At 43.7% G+C, this 20,179-nt stretch carries 16 protein-coding genes; 4 read left to right on the top strand and 12 right to left on the bottom strand.

Annotated elements, in window-relative coordinates; all coding sequences use genetic code 11:
- Window positions 1-20: 20 nt before the first annotated feature.
- The 4 genes from astB to BUA59_RS15795 all read right to left on the bottom strand — a co-directional run bounded on the left by astB (window position 21) and on the right by BUA59_RS15795 (window position 5,127).
- Window positions 21-1,367 carry an N-succinylarginine dihydrolase gene (astB, locus tag BUA59_RS15810; protein WP_072840650.1) on the bottom strand — a complete coding sequence of 449 codons (1,347 nt, stop codon included), beginning with the start codon at window positions 1,365-1,367 and terminating at the stop codon, window positions 21-23.
- A gap of 71 nt (window positions 1,368-1,438) precedes the next feature.
- Window positions 1,439-2,911 carry a succinylglutamate-semialdehyde dehydrogenase gene (astD, locus tag BUA59_RS15805; protein WP_072840649.1) on the bottom strand — a complete coding sequence of 491 codons (1,473 nt, stop codon included), beginning with the start codon at window positions 2,909-2,911 and terminating at the stop codon, window positions 1,439-1,441.
- 67 nt (window positions 2,912-2,978) lie between these two features.
- Window positions 2,979-4,043, bottom strand: coding sequence for an arginine N-succinyltransferase (gene astA / locus BUA59_RS15800; protein ID WP_072840648.1), 1,065 nt, complete (start codon window positions 4,041-4,043; stop codon window positions 2,979-2,981).
- A gap of 70 nt (window positions 4,044-4,113) precedes the next feature.
- The gene (locus tag BUA59_RS15795) at window positions 4,114-5,127 is read right to left on the bottom strand and encodes an arginine N-succinyltransferase (RefSeq protein ID WP_072840647.1); all 1,014 of its coding nucleotides are present in this window, start codon (window positions 5,125-5,127) and stop codon (window positions 4,114-4,116) included.
- A 154-nt stretch (window positions 5,128-5,281) separates the two neighbouring features.
- Between BUA59_RS15795 and BUA59_RS15790 the strand changes: the two genes are divergently transcribed.
- Complete coding sequence (locus BUA59_RS15790) at window positions 5,282-5,503, top strand: DUF1653 domain-containing protein (RefSeq protein ID WP_072840646.1); 222 nt, start codon at window positions 5,282-5,284, stop codon at window positions 5,501-5,503.
- A 21-nt stretch (window positions 5,504-5,524) separates the two neighbouring features.
- On the opposite strand, the gene BUA59_RS15785 is transcribed toward BUA59_RS15790, so the two are convergent.
- The 4 genes from BUA59_RS15785 to BUA59_RS15770 form a co-directional block, all read right to left on the bottom strand.
- Window positions 5,525-6,505, bottom strand: a complete 981-nt coding sequence (locus BUA59_RS15785; RefSeq protein ID WP_072840645.1) for a LysR family transcriptional regulator — start codon at window positions 6,503-6,505, stop codon at window positions 5,525-5,527.
- 98 nt (window positions 6,506-6,603) lie between these two features.
- On the bottom strand, window positions 6,604-9,693 hold the full coding sequence (locus BUA59_RS15780) for an efflux RND transporter permease subunit (protein WP_072840644.1): 3,090 nt from the start codon (window positions 9,691-9,693) through the stop codon (window positions 6,604-6,606).
- Window positions 9,693-10,805 (bottom strand): efflux RND transporter periplasmic adaptor subunit, encoded by a 1,113-nt coding sequence (locus BUA59_RS15775; protein WP_072840643.1) that lies wholly within the window; start codon window positions 10,803-10,805, stop codon window positions 9,693-9,695. The genes BUA59_RS15780 and BUA59_RS15775 overlap by 1 nt, the downstream gene beginning before the upstream one ends.
- A 129-nt stretch (window positions 10,806-10,934) precedes the next feature.
- The gene (locus BUA59_RS15770) at window positions 10,935-11,843 is read right to left on the bottom strand and encodes a LysR family transcriptional regulator (RefSeq protein ID WP_072840642.1); all 909 of its coding nucleotides are present in this window, start codon (window positions 11,841-11,843) and stop codon (window positions 10,935-10,937) included.
- A 176-nt stretch (window positions 11,844-12,019) separates the two neighbouring features.
- On the opposite strand from BUA59_RS15770, the gene BUA59_RS15765 reads away from it, so the two are divergent.
- A complete protein-coding gene (locus BUA59_RS15765; RefSeq protein ID WP_072840641.1) occupies window positions 12,020-13,510 on the top strand; it encodes a CoA-acylating methylmalonate-semialdehyde dehydrogenase in 1,491 nt (496 codons plus the stop codon).
- A 60-nt stretch (window positions 13,511-13,570) separates the two neighbouring features.
- Here BUA59_RS15765 and BUA59_RS15760 read toward each other — a convergent pair whose 3' ends face one another.
- Window positions 13,571-14,701 (bottom strand): GGDEF domain-containing protein, encoded by a 1,131-nt coding sequence (locus BUA59_RS15760; RefSeq protein WP_175550786.1) that lies wholly within the window; start codon window positions 14,699-14,701, stop codon window positions 13,571-13,573.
- Between the two features lie 73 nt (window positions 14,702-14,774).
- Here BUA59_RS15760 and BUA59_RS15755 point away from each other — a divergent pair, with 73 nt between their 5' ends.
- Together BUA59_RS15755 and BUA59_RS15750 are read left to right on the top strand one after the other, a co-directional pair.
- The gene (locus BUA59_RS15755; RefSeq protein WP_072840639.1) at window positions 14,775-15,389 is read left to right on the top strand and encodes a COG3904 family protein; all 615 of its coding nucleotides are present in this window, start codon (window positions 14,775-14,777) and stop codon (window positions 15,387-15,389) included.
- 34 nt (window positions 15,390-15,423) lie between these two features.
- On the top strand, window positions 15,424-15,711 hold the full coding sequence (locus BUA59_RS15750; protein ID WP_072840638.1) for a DUF1289 domain-containing protein: 288 nt from the start codon (window positions 15,424-15,426) through the stop codon (window positions 15,709-15,711).
- Between the two features lie 25 nt (window positions 15,712-15,736).
- On the opposite strand, the gene radA is transcribed toward BUA59_RS15750, so the two are convergent.
- The 3 genes from radA to BUA59_RS15735 all read right to left on the bottom strand — a co-directional run bounded on the left by radA (window position 15,737) and on the right by BUA59_RS15735 (window position 20,161).
- Window positions 15,737-17,125: a DNA repair protein RadA gene (gene radA, locus BUA59_RS15745; RefSeq protein ID WP_012071325.1), complete on the bottom strand. Its 1,389-nt coding sequence runs from the start codon at window positions 17,123-17,125 to the stop codon at window positions 15,737-15,739.
- Window positions 17,126-17,186: 61 nt separating this feature from the next.
- Window positions 17,187-18,716 carry a bifunctional GNAT family N-acetyltransferase/carbon-nitrogen hydrolase family protein gene (locus tag BUA59_RS15740; protein ID WP_072840637.1) on the bottom strand — a complete coding sequence of 510 codons (1,530 nt, stop codon included), beginning with the start codon at window positions 18,714-18,716 and terminating at the stop codon, window positions 17,187-17,189.
- 179 nt (window positions 18,717-18,895) lie between these two features.
- Window positions 18,896-20,161 carry an ammonium transporter gene (locus tag BUA59_RS15735; protein ID WP_072840636.1) on the bottom strand — a complete coding sequence of 422 codons (1,266 nt, stop codon included), beginning with the start codon at window positions 20,159-20,161 and terminating at the stop codon, window positions 18,896-18,898.
- Window positions 20,162-20,179: the final 18 nt, after the last annotated feature.

The raw sequence follows: 20,179 nt of genomic DNA, 5'->3' as shown, positions 1-20,179 counted from the left end.
TAGGGTGGGGTTGTTCGAGACTACCTTTGAAATTCGTAGACACTTCCCAAGTTCATTATCTGAGTTAATTCATCTAATGCGTTGCGGCTTTCGATTAACAGCTGCGGATCGGCAAGGTCTTTTTCATGCAGTTCATCCCGGTAATGCTTATCTACCCAGATATTTAAACGCTCAAACAAGGCGTTATTCATCAGTGTCGATGGATTAATAGCTTGTTGCTCAGCTTGTGTGAGGGCAACGCGAAGTCGAAGGCAAGCTGGGCCGCCGCCGTTGCTCATGCTTTGTTTGAGGTCGAAGACTTTGATCTCATTGATCGGCGATTGACCAACAACTAGGCTATTTAAATACGCCCAAACCGCTGGATTGTTTTCGCATTCACCCGGTACAACTAAAACCATGTCATCATCGTCACGGCTTAATAACTGGCTATTAAACAGGTAAGACTGAATACAGTCTTGTACTGATACGGCATTACTCGGAACTTCAATCAGGTGGAGCTTAGACGCTCTATCTCCCCAAGCTGTTAGTAAGTCTTGCTTCATCTTAGCGGTATCTAAGAAAGCCTCTTGGTGATAAAAGTGCGCGTTACGGTTACCTACGGCAATCACGTCATTGTGGAAAACACCAGCGTCGATGACGTCTGGATTTTGTTGTGCGTAAACTACTTGTTCTGGGGATAATCCATGACGACGCGCCACCGCTTGAGAGGCTTCTAAAGTGTGACGAGCTGGAAATTTAGCCGGATGTGGCGCGCTGTTGTTGAAGGCTTCCATTCCATACACAAAGAACTCGATGCCTTGTTCGCCATAACCATGGCAAAAACGTGTGTGGTTTGCTGCCCCTTCATCGCCAAAGTGATCGACACTAGGCAACGCTGGATGGTGAGCGAAATGTTTTTCGTCTTTAAAGGTCGCTTGTAAAATCGCGCCAGTGGTTTCATGTTCGATGGAGCGATGGAATTTATTTACTAAGTTTGCAGGCGTGAAATGCACTCGCTTGTCACTGGTGTCACCACTTGGCGATACGGTTGCAGCGTTGGCTGTCCACATACAAGACGCAGAACTAACCGCAGCAAGCAGCTTGGGTGCTTGTTTAGCGGCTTGTTCTAATATATTTGTGTCACTACCAGAAAAACCTAAACGGCGTAGCGTTGGGATATGTGGGCGTTCGTGTGGCGCGAGTACACCTTGAACAAATCCCATATCAGCCAAGGCTTTCATTTTTACTAAGCCTTGTTTTGCCGCTGCTTTTGGATTGGATGGACGTGCTGAGTTATTCAATGAAGCGACGTTACCAAAAGATAGGCCGCTGTAGTTGTGGGTTGGGCCCACTAAGCCGTCAAAATTGGCTTCTGTCGCTGTGTTCATAATTGCCTCTTGTTATACCTGAATTTAAGTTGCACCTGAATCTAAGTTGTCTATTCTGCAGTCTGTAAGCACTAAAGCGTTATACCGTGTCCCAGTTTTTCTGGCATGGTTAAACTGTCTGCTTCAATGCTGGCCACTGGGTAAGCGCAATAATCTGCTGCATAGTAAGCGCTGGCTCTATGGTTACCACTGGCGCCTGTGCCACCAAATGGTGCGTTGCTTGATGCACCGGTAGTTTGGCGGTTCCAGTTGATAATGCCAGCACGGCTATACTGTAAGAACCATTCATACTCAGCAGCATCATCGGATAAGAGACCGGCAGACAAACCAAACTTGGTGTTGTTGGCGATGTTCATGGCTTGATCCAAAGAGTCATAACGAATCACAGTCAGCAAAGGGCCGAAATATTCCTGATCTGGAAGCTCGTCTAGCATGTCTGTTGCGTCGATAATACCCGGTGTAACAAAGCCGGTTTGGCTGTCGCCGCGAGTCATTTCTAGGATCGGTGATGCGCCTAATTTGATCAGTTTTTGGTAGGCTTGCAGTAAACCGTCGGCGGCTTGAGCTGATACGACTGGCCCCATGAAAGGTTGTGCTTCGGCATCAAAACGGTCGATTTTTAGTGCTTTGGTTGCCGTTACTAGGGATTGCAAAATTGCATCGCCAAGCTTGCCTTTTGGCAATAATAAACGACGGGCACAAGTACAACGCTGTCCTGCTGATATAAAGGCTGACTGGATGATTTCATGCACGGCAGCACGTTGATCCGCTATTTTTTCAGAAACCAATAATGGGTTGTTGCCGCCCATTTCTAACGCCAAGATTTTACCCGGATGGCCAGCAAAATCGTTGTGTAAAATGTGACCTACTTGTGGACTGCCGGTGAAGAATAATCCGTCGATGCCCTGGTGATTGGCCAAAGCAACGCCAGTGTCGCGCTCGCCTTGAATTAAGTTAAGTACGCCAGCTGGCAGGCCAGCTTTTTCCCATAACTGAATGATCAAATCCGACGTTGCAGGAGCTTGCTCGCTTGGTTTAAAAACTACTGTATTACCTGCAATCAGCGCTGGAACTATGTGGCCATTGGGTAAATGCCCAGGAAAGTTGTAAGGGCCAAATACAGCAACCACACCATGTGGACGATGGCGTAGTCGGGCTGTGGCACCAGGCATAGGCGTGGTCTTTTCACCTGTTCTTTCGTGATACGCCTGTTTGGAAATCGCGACCTTGCCCACCATAGCAGCGGCTTCGGTGCGGGTTTCCCAGATTGGTTTGCCGGTTTCGCGGCTAATGGCGGTAGCGATTTCTTCGCTGTGCTGTTTTACCAATTCTGCGAAGGCTTCAATAATCGTTAAGCGTTCTTCTAAAGGGCGATTAGCCCAAGTAGGAAATGCAGAGCGAGCAGACTTGATGGCTAAATCTACTTGGTCTGAAGTGGCTGTGTTGGCTTGCCATACTAAACTTGCATCTGCTGGGTCGATAGAGCGGAGTAGCTGGCCTTCGCCTGCTAACCATTGACCATTAATATAATGTGCTTGTTTCATGATAGCTCCTGTTAATTCGTGCACTTTTAACTTTAGTACTTTCAATTCTGATAAAGGTTAAGCGCACTTATCTTGAATAGGGTGATAGTTCCACGATTCGAACGGGTTCTTTGTTTATTATGCAGAGGCAGTCTGCTTCCTCTTGAGTCAAAGTCATAGCGCTGCCAGGCGGTATTGATCGTTGAATCAGAATGCAACGAAAGTCTTTTACCTTGGCATTCGAGACAAGATAGTAATTACCTTCGCTCATCCCTTCGCCTTTGCCTTCACGGATGCCTTTAGGTTGACCTATGTTAGCAAGGCAAAGTCGGCTATCTCGGACTGCTCGTATGTCTTGCACACGAGCCTCTAAACTTGGGCCGCCATCAAAAATGTCGACGTAGTTTTCATAACGAAAGCCTTCTTGTTCTAATAAACGACGGGCTGGCACCGTATTTTTGTGAACTTGTCCCAAGACGTCGCGGGCTTCTTGTGGCAGCAAGTTAACGTAGACTGGGTTGTTCGGCATAAGCTCAGCAATAAACTGTTTGTTACCTTGAGAGGTAAGTTCGTCAGCTTCTTTAAAATCAATAGAGAAGAAGTGGCGGCCAAGACTCTCCCATAGAGGAGAAATGCCATTTTCATCACTAACACCACGCATTTCCGCGAATACTTTATCGGTAAAACGTTCAGGAAATTGTGCCATGAACATAAAACGTGCCTTAGAAAGCAGTTGGCCGTTTTTTGAATGACGGTAATCTTCTTCTAAAAACAGTGTGCAGATCTCACTAAATCCGGTGAAGTCATTATTAAGTATCAGAGTAGGAATGGCGTTATGTACACCAAGTTCACGGGATGCGTGAGTAATGGTTCCTAGATGATAGCTGTAGAAGGGTTCATCTAAACCAACCGTAGCTAATATTCCACAGGTACCAACAATGTCACCTGTTGTGGTATCTTCAAGTACCATCAAATAATCTTCATTGTGGGGCTTGGTGACGTTTTCTTTGTTAAAAGAACGCACGGCGCCGTCGATTTTCTTTTGTAGAATGGCTTCATCAGACACCAAGGAGGTAAAACCAATGCCGGTTTTTTCTGCAAGTCGGTAAAGAGACTTTAGGTCATTCTGACAAATGGGGCGTATGACCATCATGATGGTGTTCCTCGTATTTAATTAAGCTGCTTTTGACGGTTATTAAGATCATGCAGATCGTTATTATTGTTTATAGAGCAACCCACTGGATACGCTTTCCAGATGAAATGCCTAGCCTTTCTTGGGTCGATTTTTCTAATGCTAATCCTGCTACTTGCGGCTCAGCAGGTGCGGCAGTCACTCTGAAATTCTCTAAATGGCCTGCAGATATAAGGTGGATAGCGCCTTTTGAGATTTCTGTTAGCGTCAGTGCCTTGTCTGTTTTCTGGTTGGTAATGGTGTGCAGGCTTTCTGTTCTTGCTTCGATACTAGGGCCGGCATCAAATATGTCCACATAGCCACGGAACTCAAAACCTTCATCTAATAAAATGTCTGCACTTTGCCCTGAGTTTTCATGCACTACACCAATTGCTTCTTGTGCGGCTTCTGGCAAGGTTGGAACATAAATCGGGTAGCGAGGCATTAATTCTGCGATAAAATTTTTATTGCTGACACCTGAAAGATAGTCGGCTTTCTTGAAGTCCATGGTAAAAAAGTGTTTTCCCAAGGCGTCCCAAAAAGCAGAGTAGCCGTGTTTGTCACTTTCGCCGCGCAATTCTGCAAATAAACGCTTAGTAAAACGCTCTGGATAACGAGCAATAAAGAGTAGGCGTGCTCTGGATAACAAAGACATAGCAAGGGGGTTCTGGTGCGCCTTGTCGACCACTAAGGCAATAAGTCGGCTGGTTCCGCTATAGTCATGGCATAAGAAGAGTGCAGGAATTCGATTGTGAATTTGCAACTGTGGCGACGCATGAACCACTTCATCAATGCGATAGCTGTAAAACGGTGTATCGACTCCCACCATGGCATCGATGCCACAACAACCAACAATCTGTTCATTGCTGGTATCCACCAACACAAACAAGTAGGATTCGTCGCCTGGCTGTACGACATCAGTTTGAAAAGAACGACGAGAAGACGCGATTTTGTCGTTGAGGCGTTCTCTGTTTGCGGGGAAGTTTGTAATACCAATACCCGCCTGTTGAGCAAGGCGTTCCAGCGCAGGAAGATCGGCAAAATCTACTGGACGTACTAGATACATAGAAAATTCCTGAAAATGGGTTAGGGCGATAATATGTAAGTATTATTGCTGAGTTCTATAGTACGTGTAAGAGAGTAACTTTCGCATTAGCGACAAGTTTTTCTAGATATTGGCTAATTATGGTCGATTTTTAAAAAGTATAGAGGTTTTAAATATGAAAGCGGGCGTTTATCAACATTATAAAGGGGCGCTGTACTGGGTTGAGCGAGTGGCAAAACACAGCGAAACTGAGGAAGAGTTAGTTATTTATCAGGCTTTATATGGAGAATTCGGCTGGTGGGCAAGACCGCTAAGTATGTTTCAAGAGTCTGTTGAAATAAATGGTGAAAGAATCCCGCGCTTTGATTGGGTTAGATCGGAGCGCGACGCGGGATAATTCTATTAGAATGTGGATGCATCAAACTGGTGGATGCATCCAGGGGGATTCACGCATAAAGTAAATGATCTGTTCTCTCAGCCAACGATGAGCAAGGTCATTATTAAAGCGTTCATGCCAAAAAATATGGATAGGGTGTCGACCACTATATTCATCGAGCTCCAATACTTCTTTTGGAATTGGCAATAATTTCACTGGATAAAAATGGGCTTTCTCGCACATTATTTGTAAAAATAAGTCGCCAATTGAGCGAGATGTTACCAGTGCCATGCCTCTTTTCACTGCTTGCATAGCAACCATCAGGCTGTCTGTTTCTAAATCTGGCTGAATACAATGACCTTGCTGCTTTAGCTTTTGTTCAGTTTTAGAAAAGGTGCTATTTCGGTTGTTACGTAAGTGATGTGTCACCACTTTGTGGGATAACAGCTCTGTTACCGTCAATTCTTCTTTGTGATAAAGCGGATGCGCTTCACTTAATATAATACAAGCTTCCATGTAGCCTATTAGCTTGCTGCGAACATTACCGGGCGTATCGTTGATACGCATAATCCCAAGATCTACATTGCCTGAAACTAGCTCATCTAGGTGGGAATCTCCCCATGAGCTGATGGATAGCCTCATACCTGGTGCCTGATATTGTAATGACGCTAGTAATGGCTCAATAAAATTTTCTAAATCTCCTTCATCTACACGTAGCTTGAAACGTCGATCTAGGTTTTTTAAATCTAGTGAGTTCGGGCTCATTAATTCAGAAAGAGAGTTTAAAATTGGCTGAATTAGGTCGTGTAATTCAGAGGCTCGCGCTGTTGGGCTTAAGCCATAGGCTTGGCGAGTGAATAACGAATCCTTAAATAAATCTCTCAAGCGTTGTAAGCTTTTACTAAGTGCAGGCTGTGTCACTCCAAGTCTTTCCGCGGCGCGAGAAACGCTGCCTTCTTCCATGATAGTGACGAAAGCGACGAGTAGCTTAATGTCTAATTTTAAGATGTCGTCTAGATGCATGGTCTTCTCAATACGATAGGTAGTTTAAAAACAGGAGCTTTATCTATTCGATAAAGCTCCATCCTCTAAATACAACGCTTAGTCATTATTCAAAAGTATTATTCAAAGTCTTCGTGATGACGATATTTGACTCGGAATAATATAGTGTAAAACACAGGTACAGCGATCAGTGTCAGTATTGTCGCGAAGCCTAAGCCAAAGGAAATGACCACGGCCATGCCTTCAAAAAACGCATCGTAAAGTAATGGCACCATACCAAGAATGGTTGTGACTGCAGCCATACAAACAGGTCGAACACGGCTCACAGCAGAAATGAAGATAGCTTCGTATTTCTCTGTACCTTGTTCAAGTTCGTAGTTTATTTGGTCTGCTAATACGATACCGTTTTTCACTGTCATGCCTGATAGACTCAAGAATCCAAGCAATGCCATAAAGCCGAATGCAGAGTTCATTACCAGTAGCCCTGTTGAAACACCAATTAATGCTAGCGGTACACAGAACCAAATTGTCAGCGGCACACGAATTGAGTTAAACAGTAATATGGTGATGATAAACATAAATAGGTAGCCCATCGGCAAAGCCTTGAATATGTTAGCCTGAGCATCAGTACTGCTTTCGTATTCACCGCCCCAATCTAGAACATACCCTGGTGGCAAATGAATTGCTTCGATTGCGCTACGAGTACGAGAAAAGATCTCCATTGCTGTTTCATCACCTAAAATTTTAGGATCAGCCATCACCGTAATAGTACGTTTACGATCTCGACGTTCAATGATTGGATCTTCCCAAACGGTTTCAAATCCAGATACCAGTGTCGAAAGGGTTACGTAGGATCCTGTCGCTGGGCTATAGATCTGTAAGTCACGGATTTGGTCTATTGAGACACGCTCATTTTCAGGCGCCGTTCTTACTATAGGGAGCAAGTCAGTGCCTTCACGATACAAACCAATTTGAGATCCAGTAAAGTTGGTTAACAATACATCGTCCAATTCTGTTTTGCTGATACCTAGACGTCGAGCTTGAGCATCATTAAAGATTGGGCGAAGCACCTTAACAGGCTGACGCCAGTTGTCTTTAATATTTTCAAGGCCACCATCAGTGCGGTAAATCTCTTGGATCTGCGCGCTTATTTGACGTAAATGTTTAGGGTCTGGACCACTAATACGAGCTTCAAGCTTAGCGCCACTAGATGGTCCTAACTGTAGGCGTTGCAGTTTTACTTCAAGCTCAGGGTACTCTTCCTGCATTTTGTAATACAAGTCTTTTAGTAAGCTAGGAATTACGTCAGCATTCTTGGTTCGAATAATGAACTGAGCGTAACTTGAGTTAGTTTGTTCTGCTGTGTACGTCAACATGAAACGCAAAGCGCCTTGCCCAGTTGTTGATGTTACGTAGTTAATACGATCGTCTTTCAACAGATCGCTTTCAATTTGTTTTACGGTTTTGTAAGTACTATCAATGTGGGTTCCTTCCGGCATTTGAATGTCCATATAGAACATAGGTGTTGTTGAAGGTGGGAAGAAAGATTGTTTTACAAATTGGAATGCCCAACCGGCAGTAAACAAGCTACCAATTAAAAGAATGACCGTTACCCAGCGGTAGTGCATGGCTTTATCTAGCAACCATTTATAGCCAGTAAAGATAAAACCTTTGTAAGGGTCGGCTAGTTCTTCTGCTGAACCGTCTTCATTGTTGGCTTTTTGGATTGTTTCTTTGAAGAATAAATCACAGAAAAAAGGCGTCAATGTAATGGCTGTGATCCAGCTTAATAGCAGAGAAATCAACAAAACATAGAACAGCGAACCAACGAATTCACCAACAGCATCAGGCGATAAACCAATCGGTGCAAAAGCGGTAACTGCAATGACGGTTGCACCTAAAAGTGGCCATTTAGTCTGTTTCACAACCGCACTGGCGGCTTGTAATTTGGTCATGCCCCTTTGCATGCCTATGAGTACACCTTCGGTTACCACTATGGCATTATCTACCAACATACCGAGGGCGATAATCAGACCACCTAAAGATATTCGCTGTAGATTGATATGGAAGTAATCCATAATAATGAAGGTACCAAGAATGGTAAGCAGCAGAATAATACCAATCAAAATACCAGAACGAATGCCCATGAAGACCAAAAGTACTAGGATAACGATACCTACGGCTTCAACTAGATTAAGCAAGAAGTTTGACACAGAACGATCTACTTCTTTTGATTGGAAATAAATAGGATCCATGCTTAAGCCAATAGGCTGCTGGTATTGAAGCTCTTCAATTCGGTTTTCTAATGCTTCGCCAATTTTCACCACGTTTACGCCAGATGAAAAGGATATGCCGAGTAATAGCGATTTAGCGCCATTGAAATCAACAATGTGAGTCTGTGGTTCAACATATTCACGTTTCACCGTGGCAATGTCTCGTAAACGAATTAAATTGCCATCCGATGGGGTACCGACAATAAGGTTCTCAAGCTCCGATATGTCTTTGAATTCACCAGTCGGGCTAATGCGAATATATTCACTGCCAACTTTTACACGTCCAGCGTTTGATACGCTGTTTTGGTTCGATAATAAGTCTTCTAATTGGCTTGGTGCGATGCCCATATTGGCCAGTTTGGCACGAGAAATTTCAATAGTAACTTGCTCGTCTTGTTCTGCAGCTACGGTAACTTTAGCGACACCATCAACTAGTACTAATTCACGCTTGATGTAATCAACGTAGTTTTTAAGGTCTTTGTATGGGTAGCCCTGACCATTGATCGCCAGCATCACGCCGTATACATCGCCATAATCATCTAAAACAATAGGTGTGGACACGCCGCTTGGGAAATCGCCTTGAATATCGCGAATTTTCTTACGAACTTCATCCCATATTTGCTTGAGCTCTTTAGCACGATATGAGTCTTTGATGGTTAATTGAACCTTTGAATAGCCCGCTTTTGATGTTGATGTAATTTTATCTACGTAAGGCAGGTTCTGTAATTCAGTTTCAATCGGATAGGTGACTTCTTCTTCGACCTGTTCTGGTGAAGCGCCAGGATATTGGGTAATGATCAGAGCATCCTTGATAGTAAATTCAGGATCTTCTAATTGACCAAGGTTAGTAAAAGCGATGGTACCGCCGATCAATAAGATCAGTGTTACCATCCAACTCGTTACTTTGCGTTTAATAAAATAAGCAGCAATATCCATTATAGACCTCGCTCACGTGTCCAAGGGCGAACATGCATGGAGTCTGTGAGACTGTTTACTCCTGCAGCAACCACTTGATCTCCAGCGTTAAGGCCTGAAGTGATTTCAATTTGATTACCTTGTAAGGATCCAAGTGTCACAACACGTGCGCTCACTTTGCCTGTGTCTTTATTGAAGACCCAAACAGTGCTGTTTGATTTACCTGTGTCTGTATCTTCGCGACGTGTAACCGCTTCGACAGGAATAACAACATGCTTTTTCATCCCTAAAAGACGGTTTAAATCTATATCGACGTTCGCTGTCATACCAGGTAATAAAGTGTGTTCTGGTTTACCGTTGCGGATTAGGCGCAGTGAAACATCATAGGCCATGGATGTTTGATCGGGTGTTGTGTTGTGTTCTTTGTATGTGCCTGATAATACTTCGTCTGGTGCTACATCGACTATTACGTTTGGTTGATAGTCTGACTGTGTGGATTTAATGCTGACTACTAGGCTTTCTGGAACTTGAAACTCTACATCCAAATCGTCAATATTTTGTATGTGCATAATAGGTGCTGTAGCACTAATGTATTGAAAGTTTTCCGTCGCTACAGAGGAAATAACTCCTTTAAACGGTGCGTAAACTTTAGTGTATTGAAATTGGTTTTTAGCAGATTGTAGGGCGTTATTAGTTTGATCCAATGTTGCTTTGCTTGAGTCATACTCAGATTTAGTTGTAGCGTTTTGCTTAAATATTGCCTGAATACGCTTAAACTGCGCCTCGGCAAGACTTTGGTTTGCTTCAGCAAGCTCTACTTCAAGTTTGAAATCAGTTGGATCCAGTAAAGCTAGAAGTTCGCCTTTATTGACTCGTTGACCAGCGACAACATTTACTTTCATTAATTGTCCACCAACGCGAAAGGCAATATCTGCTTCTTCACTGGCTTTTAATTCTGCAGGAAAGCGACGAATATTTATTGAATCTGTTGCCTCAATGGTAATTAATTTTACTGGTCGTACAATTTCTTTTTCTACAGCTGATTCATCTTCGTTCGATGAACAGCCAGTTAGCAGCAGGGATGCTGCTAACGTTAAACCAATAATCGTATTAATACGTTTTTGGGAATTCATTGATTACTCCGTAAAAATATAGGAAATACTTAGATGAATGTATTTTATATCTCTGGAGTTAGGATATAAACTTTTAAATATATATGAAAGATATTCCCTATCTTAGATATCTGTCTTATAGGTTATGTTTTATTGGGTTTTTTCTAACTCATCTAAAAATGTTTCCAGAATGAGATTGGCACGAGCACCTTTTCTGGTGATAGCTGAGAATTGTGTTATGTAGTGGCATTCTTCTGGGAGAATAGGGCGCATGCGTCCGTCACGAATCCAGTGGGCAGCCACATGATCTGGTAAAAAACCGATATAACGGCCAGTTAAAATAAGGAAGGCAATTCCTTCTCTGTCTGTGGCTGTGGCACTTGTGGTAAGAGGTTGATGCTGGGCTTTTATTTCGGGTGTTTGGGCATAGGCAGGAAGTACAGCATCAAACTCTTTTAGTTTGGCTTTTGATATTTTATTATCAGCGACACTAAACAATGGATGAGTGTCACTACAATAGAGTTTGGACTCTTCTTCGTAAAGGTGGTGATAATCCAAACCGCTGAGTATTTTTAAATCTGGCACGATACCAACATGTAAACGCCCATCTAGCACGCCTCGCTCTACATCCGTAGGCGGAATCATTCTAATGTTAATGGCAACCTGTGGGCCTTTGTCTTTTAGTCCTGCTAAAGCTCTTGTGATACGAGTATGCGGCAAGGTAACGAGATTATCAGTGATGCCAATATTTAACTCACCTTTTAGATGTTGGTGAAGAGCGTTGATATTGGTTCTGAAATCTTCGATGGAAGACAGTAGCTGTAAGGTAAAGTCATAGACTTGACTGCCTTCGTTTGTCAGCGAAAACCCTGAGCGTCCTCGTTGACATAAACGGAAGCCTAAACGTGTTTCTAAATCAGATATGGCAATACTGATCGCGGCTCGACTGATATTTAACTCAACCTCTGCGGCTGAAAAGCCACCGCATTCCACCACGGTTCGATAAATCCGCAATACGCGTAGATCTGCATCGCTTACCTGACTTTGAAATTGGTTCATTGTTGGCCTATATGTTCGTTAAGTTAGTTAAGTAAATGATTAACTAAGCGTTAATAGATTCGACTTTTTATAATCTATTCCCATAGGCATAGTAGAGTCAATGTTTGTTACTAATGTGACTTTTTTATGTCGTTATGATGCGACTAACCCTTTTAGAATGACTATATGGAGTACTCATGGAAATCATCGGGCATTTGATCGACGGCAAGTATTCAGAGCAAGCCGAACGTACTCAGGATGTGTTTAATCCAGCAACTGGTAAGGTATCAAAAAAAGTCGCTATTGCTTCTCGTGCAACGGTTGAAGAAGCGATTGCCGCTGCTCAAGCTGCTTATCCAGAATGGCGTAATACTCCGCCATTAAAGCGCGCCCGCATTATGTTTAATTACAAAGTCTTATTAGAAAAACACTCGGATAAAATTTGCGAACTGATTGGCGCTGAGCATGGCAAGATTTGCCATGACGCCGCCGGAGAGTTGCAGCGCGGCATTGAAAATGTTGAATACGCCTGTGGTGCGCCAGAGTTATTAAAAGGCGAGTTCAGTAAAAACGTCGGTCCAAATATCGATTCTTGGAGCGAGTTTCAGCCGTTAGGAGTAGTTGCTGGTATTACACCATTTAACTTCCCAGCCATGGTGCCGCTATGGATGTTCCCGATGGCGATTGTGTGCGGCAATACTTTTGTTTTGAAACCATCGGAACGTGATCCGAGCACTGCATTATTTATCGCTGAGTTACTGCATGATGCGGGCTTGCCTGCCGGCGTCTTTAACGTGGTAAATGGTGATAAAGTGGCAGTTGATACCTTGTTGGAAGACAAACGAGTAAAAGCTGTGAGTTTTGTGGGTTCCACACCAATTGCTGAATATATTTATAGCAAAGCCAGTGCAAATGGCAAACGCTGCCAAGCTCTAGGCGGAGCAAAAAATCACGCGATTGTCATGCCAGATGCAGATATGGATAACGTCGTCAGCCAGTTACTTGGTGCGGCCTTCGGTTCGTCTGGGGAGCGTTGCATGGCTTTGTCGGTTGCTGTTGCGGTTGGTAAAGCGGCTGGAGATGCTTTGGTGAGTAAAATGGCCGACGCCATGAAACCGCTTAAGGTGGGGGAATGCTCAGATAAGAGTAATGACTTTGGTCCAGTTATCACCAAAGAGCATAAAGACAAAATCGTCGGTTTTATTGATAGTGCAGAATCGCAAGGCGCTACTGTTGTGGTGGATGGACGTTATCCACAAGTGGCAGGTTATGAAAATGGCTTTTTTGTTGGCGCGACACTCATTGATGGTGTGACCAAAGACATGGATAGCTACCAGCAAGAGATTTTTGGTCCTGTGCTGCAAGTGGTGCGAGTCGATACTATGGAAGAGGCTATGACGCTGATTAACGACCATGAATACGGTAACGGCACCTGTATCTTCACTCGTGATGGCGAAGCGGCGCGTTATTTCTCTGATCATATTGAAGTGGGCATGGTAGGTATTAATGTACCTTTACCTGTGCCTGTGGCGTATCACAGCTTTGGTGGTTGGAAACGTTCTCTGTTTGGTGATTTACACGCTTACGGTCCAGATGCCGTGCGCTTTTACACTAAACGCAAAACCATTACTCAGCGTTGGCCTTCGGCTGGTGTTCGTGAGGGAAAGAGTTTTTCTTTCCCTTCATAAGTTGAATAAGTTAAATCTCAGACGTTTCTTTCGATTCTTTTATGCAATGTGAGAAATGTTTTAATGGTCGCTTACTACTTGGTAGCGGCCATTTTTTTTAGCTTGATAAAGCGAATCATCGACTCGTTTTAAAGCGTCTTCAGCGGTTTCATTTTCTTCTACTTGAATCAGACCAAAGCTACAACTGATAGTCTTATCCCAGTTTTCTAAAAATACATGATTAGGCATCTCTTTACAGATTGTCTCTATACGTTGTTGAATTTTAGCGAGTTCCACATTAGGGAAGATGAACAGAAACTCTTCGCCACCCCAACGGCTTGAAATATCGGTTTCACGCATGGATTTCGACAGATAACTTGAGATCTTGACGAGAATCTCATCACCCTTGCTATGCCCCAGTTGGTCATTTACTCTTTTGAAATGGTCAACGTCAACTAAACTAATACAGAAAGGGGCTTTATCCTCACCCTTTTGATTAGCGTAATAATTTAACGCTTCAAGACCAAAGCGACGGTTAAATAGCTGTGTTAGTTCATCTTTCTCGGCTAACTCAGCCATTAAAAAGTATTGTTTATCATACGCCGAGCGAGAAATAGCTGCAGTGATGATGAAGGGAAGGCTTGCTCCCATTACATTGAATATAAAAAACAGCGGATAGTAAGAGGTTAAGCTATCTGCTTTATCCTGGGAGAATACGTTAAGTAGAGTGAATGCTGTTATATGGATTAAAGCAATCACTGTTGACCAAGCAACACTAAAGCAGGGAATGGCCATCAAGAGTAGAGCCATCGGCCAAAGGTAATACTGAAAGCCTGCCTCAACTCCCAATAAGCTGGTGGCTAAAACAGCATGGCTGAGTACTTCGATGCTCATGATTAAAATAGAAATATCGTGTCGTCCAATACGATTAAACCAAAATGTCAGTAGCCAAGCGGATACACTTAAAATATTGATCCAAGCAAGCAGGGGGTGATCGAGGTAGATAAATAATAAAATGAAAATAAAATGAGCAACACACCCAATAGAGGATGCTGTATTTAAAATTTTAGAGGTTTGCTGGAGGCTATTGAATATGTGGTTTGAAGTGAAAGAATGCTGGTGCTTAAATTTGCTAGTATTTACCACGAGTGCTGCAATCCTTGACTTGTTTAGTTGAGTATACAAAAGTGCTTTTTCATCAATTAATTGCACTTTTATAATTACGAAATAGAATCTACTTTGGTTCATTTCTATTAAATTTTTTCTTTACACTACCGGATGTCATATGAAGAAAAAGCGTAGCGTTGCTTCATTATCAAGATTCTTATGCTTAATCATAGCGTTATTTTTAACCGCTTGTTCAGGAATGGAGGCAAATAAAAAAGCAGATGTCGACGTATCTGACAGTTTAGTAATTGATGTAGAAGGAAATTCGGCTTATTTGTCCGGTGTCTTAGGTAGTGATCTAGTTAAACAGCTCAGCGATATGGTGCGTAAAAATCCGAATGTAACAGACTTAGTCTTAGTTGACGTGCCTGGTTCTGTTGATCAAGAAGCGACAATGGAAGGTGCGCGATTGATTCGTCGCCTTGGCTTGAATACTAGTATCGCTCAGACTGGTTATGTGCTTTCTGGCGGAGTTGATTTATTCTTAGGAGGCGTAACACGAAGTATCGGTGCAGGTGCTGGCGTAGGTGTTCATGCTTGGTCGGATGGTACAAGAATTAAAGCAACAAATTTAAATGTATCTTATCCTGTTCACGCCGCCTATGTTAATTTTTATTTGGAAATGGGTGTGCCAGAACGTTTTTATTGGTTTTCCTTGGATGCCGCTCCAGCGGACCGAGTGTATTTTTTGTCGCCTGAAGAAGTGTACGATTTTCAGCTAGCGACAGAATAAAGCAGACTCACATAAACCTTTAGAGGGAGGCGTTATGGAACAAATAGAACTGTTTGCCATAGAAAGCCCTTGCCGAGGTGTGTGTGAAAACAGTGCCAAAGGATTCTGTAAAGGTTGTTTGCGCAGTAGGGAAGAGCGCTTTCATTGGTTTTCTTTGTCCAATGAAGCGCGACATCATGTATTGGATCTTTGTCAGCAACGTCGTGCGCGTCTGCTAAAAGCTCGCCAAGAAAGATTGGAAGCCGATTCTGCCAAGGCGCTTCCATATGGTATGGAAGATGAACAGATGACAGACCTGTTTGAACTAACAAATGATTACTGACCTATTCGGGTTGTTAATCGGTCAATTAATTCTCAAAAATTGCGTCTAGCGCTTCAGATAAACGTTCAACTCCGATGACTTTCATGCCTTCGATAGGCTTTTTCGGGCAGTTAGCTTTTGGTACCACAGCTCTGGTAAAGCCGTGTTTCGCCGCTTCACTGATACGTTCTTGTCCTGATGGTACAGGACGAATTTCACCCGATAAACCAACTTCCCCAAGCACCACTAAATCATGCGGTAATACTCTATCGCGGAAACTAGAAACGACTGCAGCGATGGCCGCGAGATCTGCGCTGGTTTCCAATACTTTTACACCGCCAACCACGTTCAGATACACATCTTGATCTGATGTTAGTAAGCCGCCGTGCTTATGCAAAACGGCCAAAAGCATGGCTAAACGATTATGGTCAAAGCCCACTGTGACCCGTCTTGGATTACCTAAAGCTGAATCATCGACCAGCGCTTGCAGCTCCACCAAAAGAGGGCGAGTGCCTTCCCAAACGACCATCACAAGACTGCCAGCCGCTGGATGATTGCTACGGTTTAAGAAAATGGAACTTGGGTTCTTGACTTCTTTTAGGCCATTTTCTAGCATGGCGAAAACGCCTAACTCATTCACGGCACCAAAGCGGTTTTTCATGCCGCGAAGGGTGCGAAAGCGTGAGTCTTCTGAGCCTTCGAGCAACACAGAGCAATCCACCATGTGTTCTAGTACTTTTGGTCCAGCCAAAGAGCCGTCTTTAGTCACATGACCAACGAGCAATACCGCAGTTTGTGTTTGCTTGGCAAAACGTGTCAAGACAGCCGCACTTTCTCGAACCTGCGATACGCTGCCTGGAGCGGATTCAACACCATCCAAATGCATCACTTGGATCGAGTCGATAACCATGACTTTCGGTTTAACTTGTTGGGCTATGGTTAAAATCGCTTCCACATTGGTTTCTGACAGCATCTTGAGGTTTTGAGTCGGTAAACCAAGGCGTTGTGCTCGCATGGCAACTTGTTGAAGAGATTCTTCGCCAGTTACATACAACGCGGTTTGTTGTTGCGCAAGCCAGCACATGGTTTGCAGCAATAAGGTACTTTTCCCTGCGCCTGGATGTCCACCAATCAGTACTACACCACCAGGAACCAATCCGCCGCCTAATACTCGGTCGAATTCGTTTGCACCTGAGCTAAAGCGAGGAACATCGCCTAAATCCACATCGGATAAATTCTGTATACCAGTAACAGCGCCAGCGTAACCTTGATAACGTGGATCTTGGCTAGCGGAAACACGAGCAGAAGTTTTGCTAGAAGTAAGGCGTATTTCGGATAGTGAATTCCACGCACTGCAGGCTTGGCACTGTCCTTGCCATTTTGCGTAGTCGGCTCCGCATTCATTGCATACAAAGGCGGTTTTTGCTTTGGCCATGAGAGGTCTCTTTAAGATGTTGCGATAACGTCCATGTTATCACAGGAAAAAGCTGTATCGCTTATTTCGATTTTTTCCAATTGACTGAGTAAAGATCGGTACGACGGTCTTTTAGGTTGTTCACTGAGCCTTCGCTGCGAGTCAATTTTAGCTTATCTAAATCTAGATCCGAGAACATGATCATTTCTGTGTTTGGTGTAGTTTCCGCCATAACCGCATCGTGCGGATAAGAGAAATCAGATGGTGAAAACACGGAACTCTGTGCATATTGAATGTCAAGGTTTTCCACTTGTGGAAGGTTGCCACAGCTACCACAAATAACCACGTAACATTCGTTTTCAATGGCACGTGCTTGGGCACAGCGACGTACACGCAAGTAGCCATTTTTCGTATCTGTCCAGAATGGTACAAACAAAATGTCCATGTCTTGCTCGGCCAGTAATCGACCTAGCTCAGGGAATTCCACATCGTAACAAATCAAGATGCCTACTCGGCCCGCATCAGTATTGAAGACGCGTAAATCATTGCCACCTTCAATAACCCAGTCACGGCGTTCATGGGGAGTGATGTGTATTTTCTTTTGCTCTTCCACGGTACCGTCACGACGACATAGGTAACTGACGTTATAAACAGTCTCGTCTTCAATTACTGGCATGGAGCCGGTAATGACGTTGATGTTATAGCTGACCGCGAACTGGGACATTTCATTGATAAAGCGTTCAGTGAAGCTTGCTAAAAAGCGAATGGCTTCAGTCTGGTTACTTTGATCTGGGCTTAGTCCAATCAATGGTGCATTGAAAAATTCAGGGAATAATACAAAGTCACTTTTATAATCAGATACTGCATCGATAAAGTATTCGACTTGCTTCAACAGCTCGTCAACGCTTTCTACTTCACGCATTTGCCACTGAATCGCACCGATACGAACTTGGGTTTTACGTGAACGAATCACGTTGGTATCAGGTTCGAAGAAAATGTTTTTCCATTCCAACAAGGTTGCGTAGCCTTGAGATTTTTCATCTTCAGGCATGTAGCGTTTTAGCAAACGAGTCACTTGGAAATCGTTAGACAATTGGAAAGTCAGAATCGGGTCGTAAATTTTACGCTCGCGAACCGATTCTAAGTATTCTGCAGCGCTCATTTCATGGGCATGTTCGTGGTAACTAGGAATTCGGCCACCAGCCAAAATAGCGCGCAAGTTATGTTGACGGCAAAGGTCTTTTCTTGCTTCGTATAAACGACGACCAAGACGGTAGCCACGATATTCTGGGGCGATTAAAACATCTAGACCATACATGGCGTCGCCACGCTCATCGTTCAGAATGTTTTCTTTTTGATCGATAAGATCATCATAAGTATGCGGGTTACTAAAACGCTGATAGCTAACTTGAACAGACAAGGCTAAACCGACAATTTTGCCGTGATCTTCTAAACAGATTTGTCCTTCAGGAAAATCCTTGATCAGCTTATGAATAGTATGTTCAGGCCATGAGCCACCAATGTCGTGATAGACCTTATCCATCAGTACTTTTATTTCGTCGTAGTCGTCGTTGGTAAGGTTACGAATGGTTAAATGTAAATCGTCGTGCATGTTGGCCTCTATAAATCGGTCTTATGTATTGCTCATGATAACGCGTATCGGTGTGAGTAAGTAAGAGATCAGTATGTCATAAGGGTGTATAACGCTAACTCAATAAGGGAGATAAAAAGAAAACCCCCGCCGAGGCGAGGGTTTTGATATTAAGAACACTATCTTTTTAGGAAGGGCGATTATTTTTTGCTGAACTCTGGGTACGCTTCCATACCACATTCAGAAAGGTCAACACCTTCGTATTCCTCTTCTTCAGTAACTCGTACACCCATGATGGCTTTGATGATTAACCAAACCACTAGGCTAGAAACGAATACCCAAACGAAGATAGTAAGAGCGCCTGCGATTTGTCCGCCGAACGTCGTGCCATCATTAGTTAGTGGTACAGCTAGCAAGCCCCAAAGACCAACAACACCGTGAACAGAGATCGCGCCCACTGGATCATCAATTTTAAGCTTGTCTAGAGTTAGGATAGACACAACAACAATCAAACCACCAACAAGACCGATAAGCGTCGCACCTAGAGCAGATGGTGTATCAGGACCCGCTGTGATTGCTACCAAACCAGCAAGTACGCCGTTTAGAAGCATTGTTAGATCGGCTTTGCCGAATAAAATTCGAGCAAGGATAAGTGCACCGATTGCGCCACCAGCTGCAGCTGCATTTGTGTTTAAGAACACCATGGCAACAGAGTTAGCACTAGCGATATCACCAAGTTTTAGTACAGAGCCGCCGTTGAATCCAAACCAGCCCAACCATAGGATCAAAGTACCTAGTGTTGCTAGTGGTAGGTTAGCACCAGGAATAGCGCGAACTTCACCGTTAGGACCGTACTTGCCTTTACGAGCGCCGAGTACCAATACACCAGCTAGAGCAGCCGAAGCACCTGCCATGTGAACGATACCGGAACCTGCAAAGTCAGTGAAACCTAGGTCGCCAAGGCTAAACATACCGAATACAGAACCGCCACCCCAAGTCCAGTTACCTTCCATTGGGTAAATGAAACCTGTCATTACGACTGCAAACACTAAGAAAGCCCAAAGCTTCATACGTTCAGCAACTGCGCCAGATACGATAGACATAGCTGTTGCAACGAACACAACTTGGAAGAAGAAATCAGAAGCACCAGAGTAGATTGCGCCGCCTTCAAACCCACCTTCACGACCAGCAAAGTCCGTTAAAGTAGAAGCAACATCTACGTCTTGAATACCAGTAAGGAACCACTCGCCACCGTACATGATGGCGTAACCGCAAACTAGATACATGATGCAAGAAATGGCAAACAAAGCCACGTTCTTGGTAAGAATTTCAGTGGTGTTTTTAGCACGTACTAGACCTGCTTCCAACATGGCAAATCCAGCTGCCATCCACATGACCAGCGCGCCACACACCAAGAAATAAAAGGTGTCCATCGCATATTGTAAGTGAAAAATTTGATCTTGCATGTTTCGCCCCCCTAAAGG

The organism is Marinomonas polaris DSM 16579 (assembly GCF_900129155.1).
In the GTDB taxonomy this organism is placed as follows: domain Bacteria; phylum Pseudomonadota; class Gammaproteobacteria; order Pseudomonadales; family Marinomonadaceae; genus Marinomonas; species Marinomonas polaris.
Note: the sequence above shows the minus strand (reverse complement) of the source record. Positions and strands in the feature narration are given on the sequence as shown.

Excerpts from the sequence above, each read along its gene's own strand:
- BUA59_RS15780 (WP_072840644.1), bottom strand. The coding sequence starts at position 9,693 with ATGGATATTGCTGCTTATTTTATTAAACGCAAAGTAACGAGTTGGATG.
- BUA59_RS15740 (WP_072840637.1), bottom strand. The coding sequence starts at position 18,716 with ATGCACGACGATTTACATTTAACCATTCGTAACCTTACCAACGACGAC.
- BUA59_RS15770 (WP_072840642.1), bottom strand. The coding sequence starts at position 11,843 with ATGAACCAATTTCAAAGTCAGGTAAGCGATGCAGATCTACGCGTATTG.
- radA (WP_012071325.1), bottom strand. The coding sequence starts at position 17,125 with ATGGCCAAAGCAAAAACCGCCTTTGTATGCAATGAATGCGGAGCCGAC.
- BUA59_RS15755 (WP_072840639.1), top strand. The coding sequence starts at position 14,775 with ATGAAGAAAAAGCGTAGCGTTGCTTCATTATCAAGATTCTTATGCTTA.
- BUA59_RS15795 (WP_072840647.1), bottom strand. The coding sequence starts at position 5,127 with ATGTATCTAGTACGTCCAGTAGATTTTGCCGATCTTCCTGCGCTGGAA.
- BUA59_RS15790 (WP_072840646.1), top strand. The coding sequence starts at position 5,282 with ATGAAAGCGGGCGTTTATCAACATTATAAAGGGGCGCTGTACTGGGTT.
- BUA59_RS15775 (WP_072840643.1), bottom strand. The coding sequence starts at position 10,805 with ATGAATTCCCAAAAACGTATTAATACGATTATTGGTTTAACGTTAGCA.
- BUA59_RS15765 (WP_072840641.1), top strand. The coding sequence starts at position 12,020 with ATGGAAATCATCGGGCATTTGATCGACGGCAAGTATTCAGAGCAAGCC.
- BUA59_RS15785 (WP_072840645.1), bottom strand. The coding sequence starts at position 6,505 with ATGCATCTAGACGACATCTTAAAATTAGACATTAAGCTACTCGTCGCT.
- BUA59_RS15735 (WP_072840636.1), bottom strand. The coding sequence starts at position 20,161 with ATGCAAGATCAAATTTTTCACTTACAATATGCGATGGACACCTTTTAT.
- BUA59_RS15750 (WP_072840638.1), top strand. The coding sequence starts at position 15,424 with ATGGAACAAATAGAACTGTTTGCCATAGAAAGCCCTTGCCGAGGTGTG.
- astD (WP_072840649.1), bottom strand. The coding sequence starts at position 2,911 with ATGAAACAAGCACATTATATTAATGGTCAATGGTTAGCAGGCGAAGGC.
- astA (WP_072840648.1), bottom strand. The coding sequence starts at position 4,043 with ATGATGGTCATACGCCCCATTTGTCAGAATGACCTAAAGTCTCTTTAC.
- astB (WP_072840650.1), bottom strand. The coding sequence starts at position 1,367 with ATGAACACAGCGACAGAAGCCAATTTTGACGGCTTAGTGGGCCCAACC.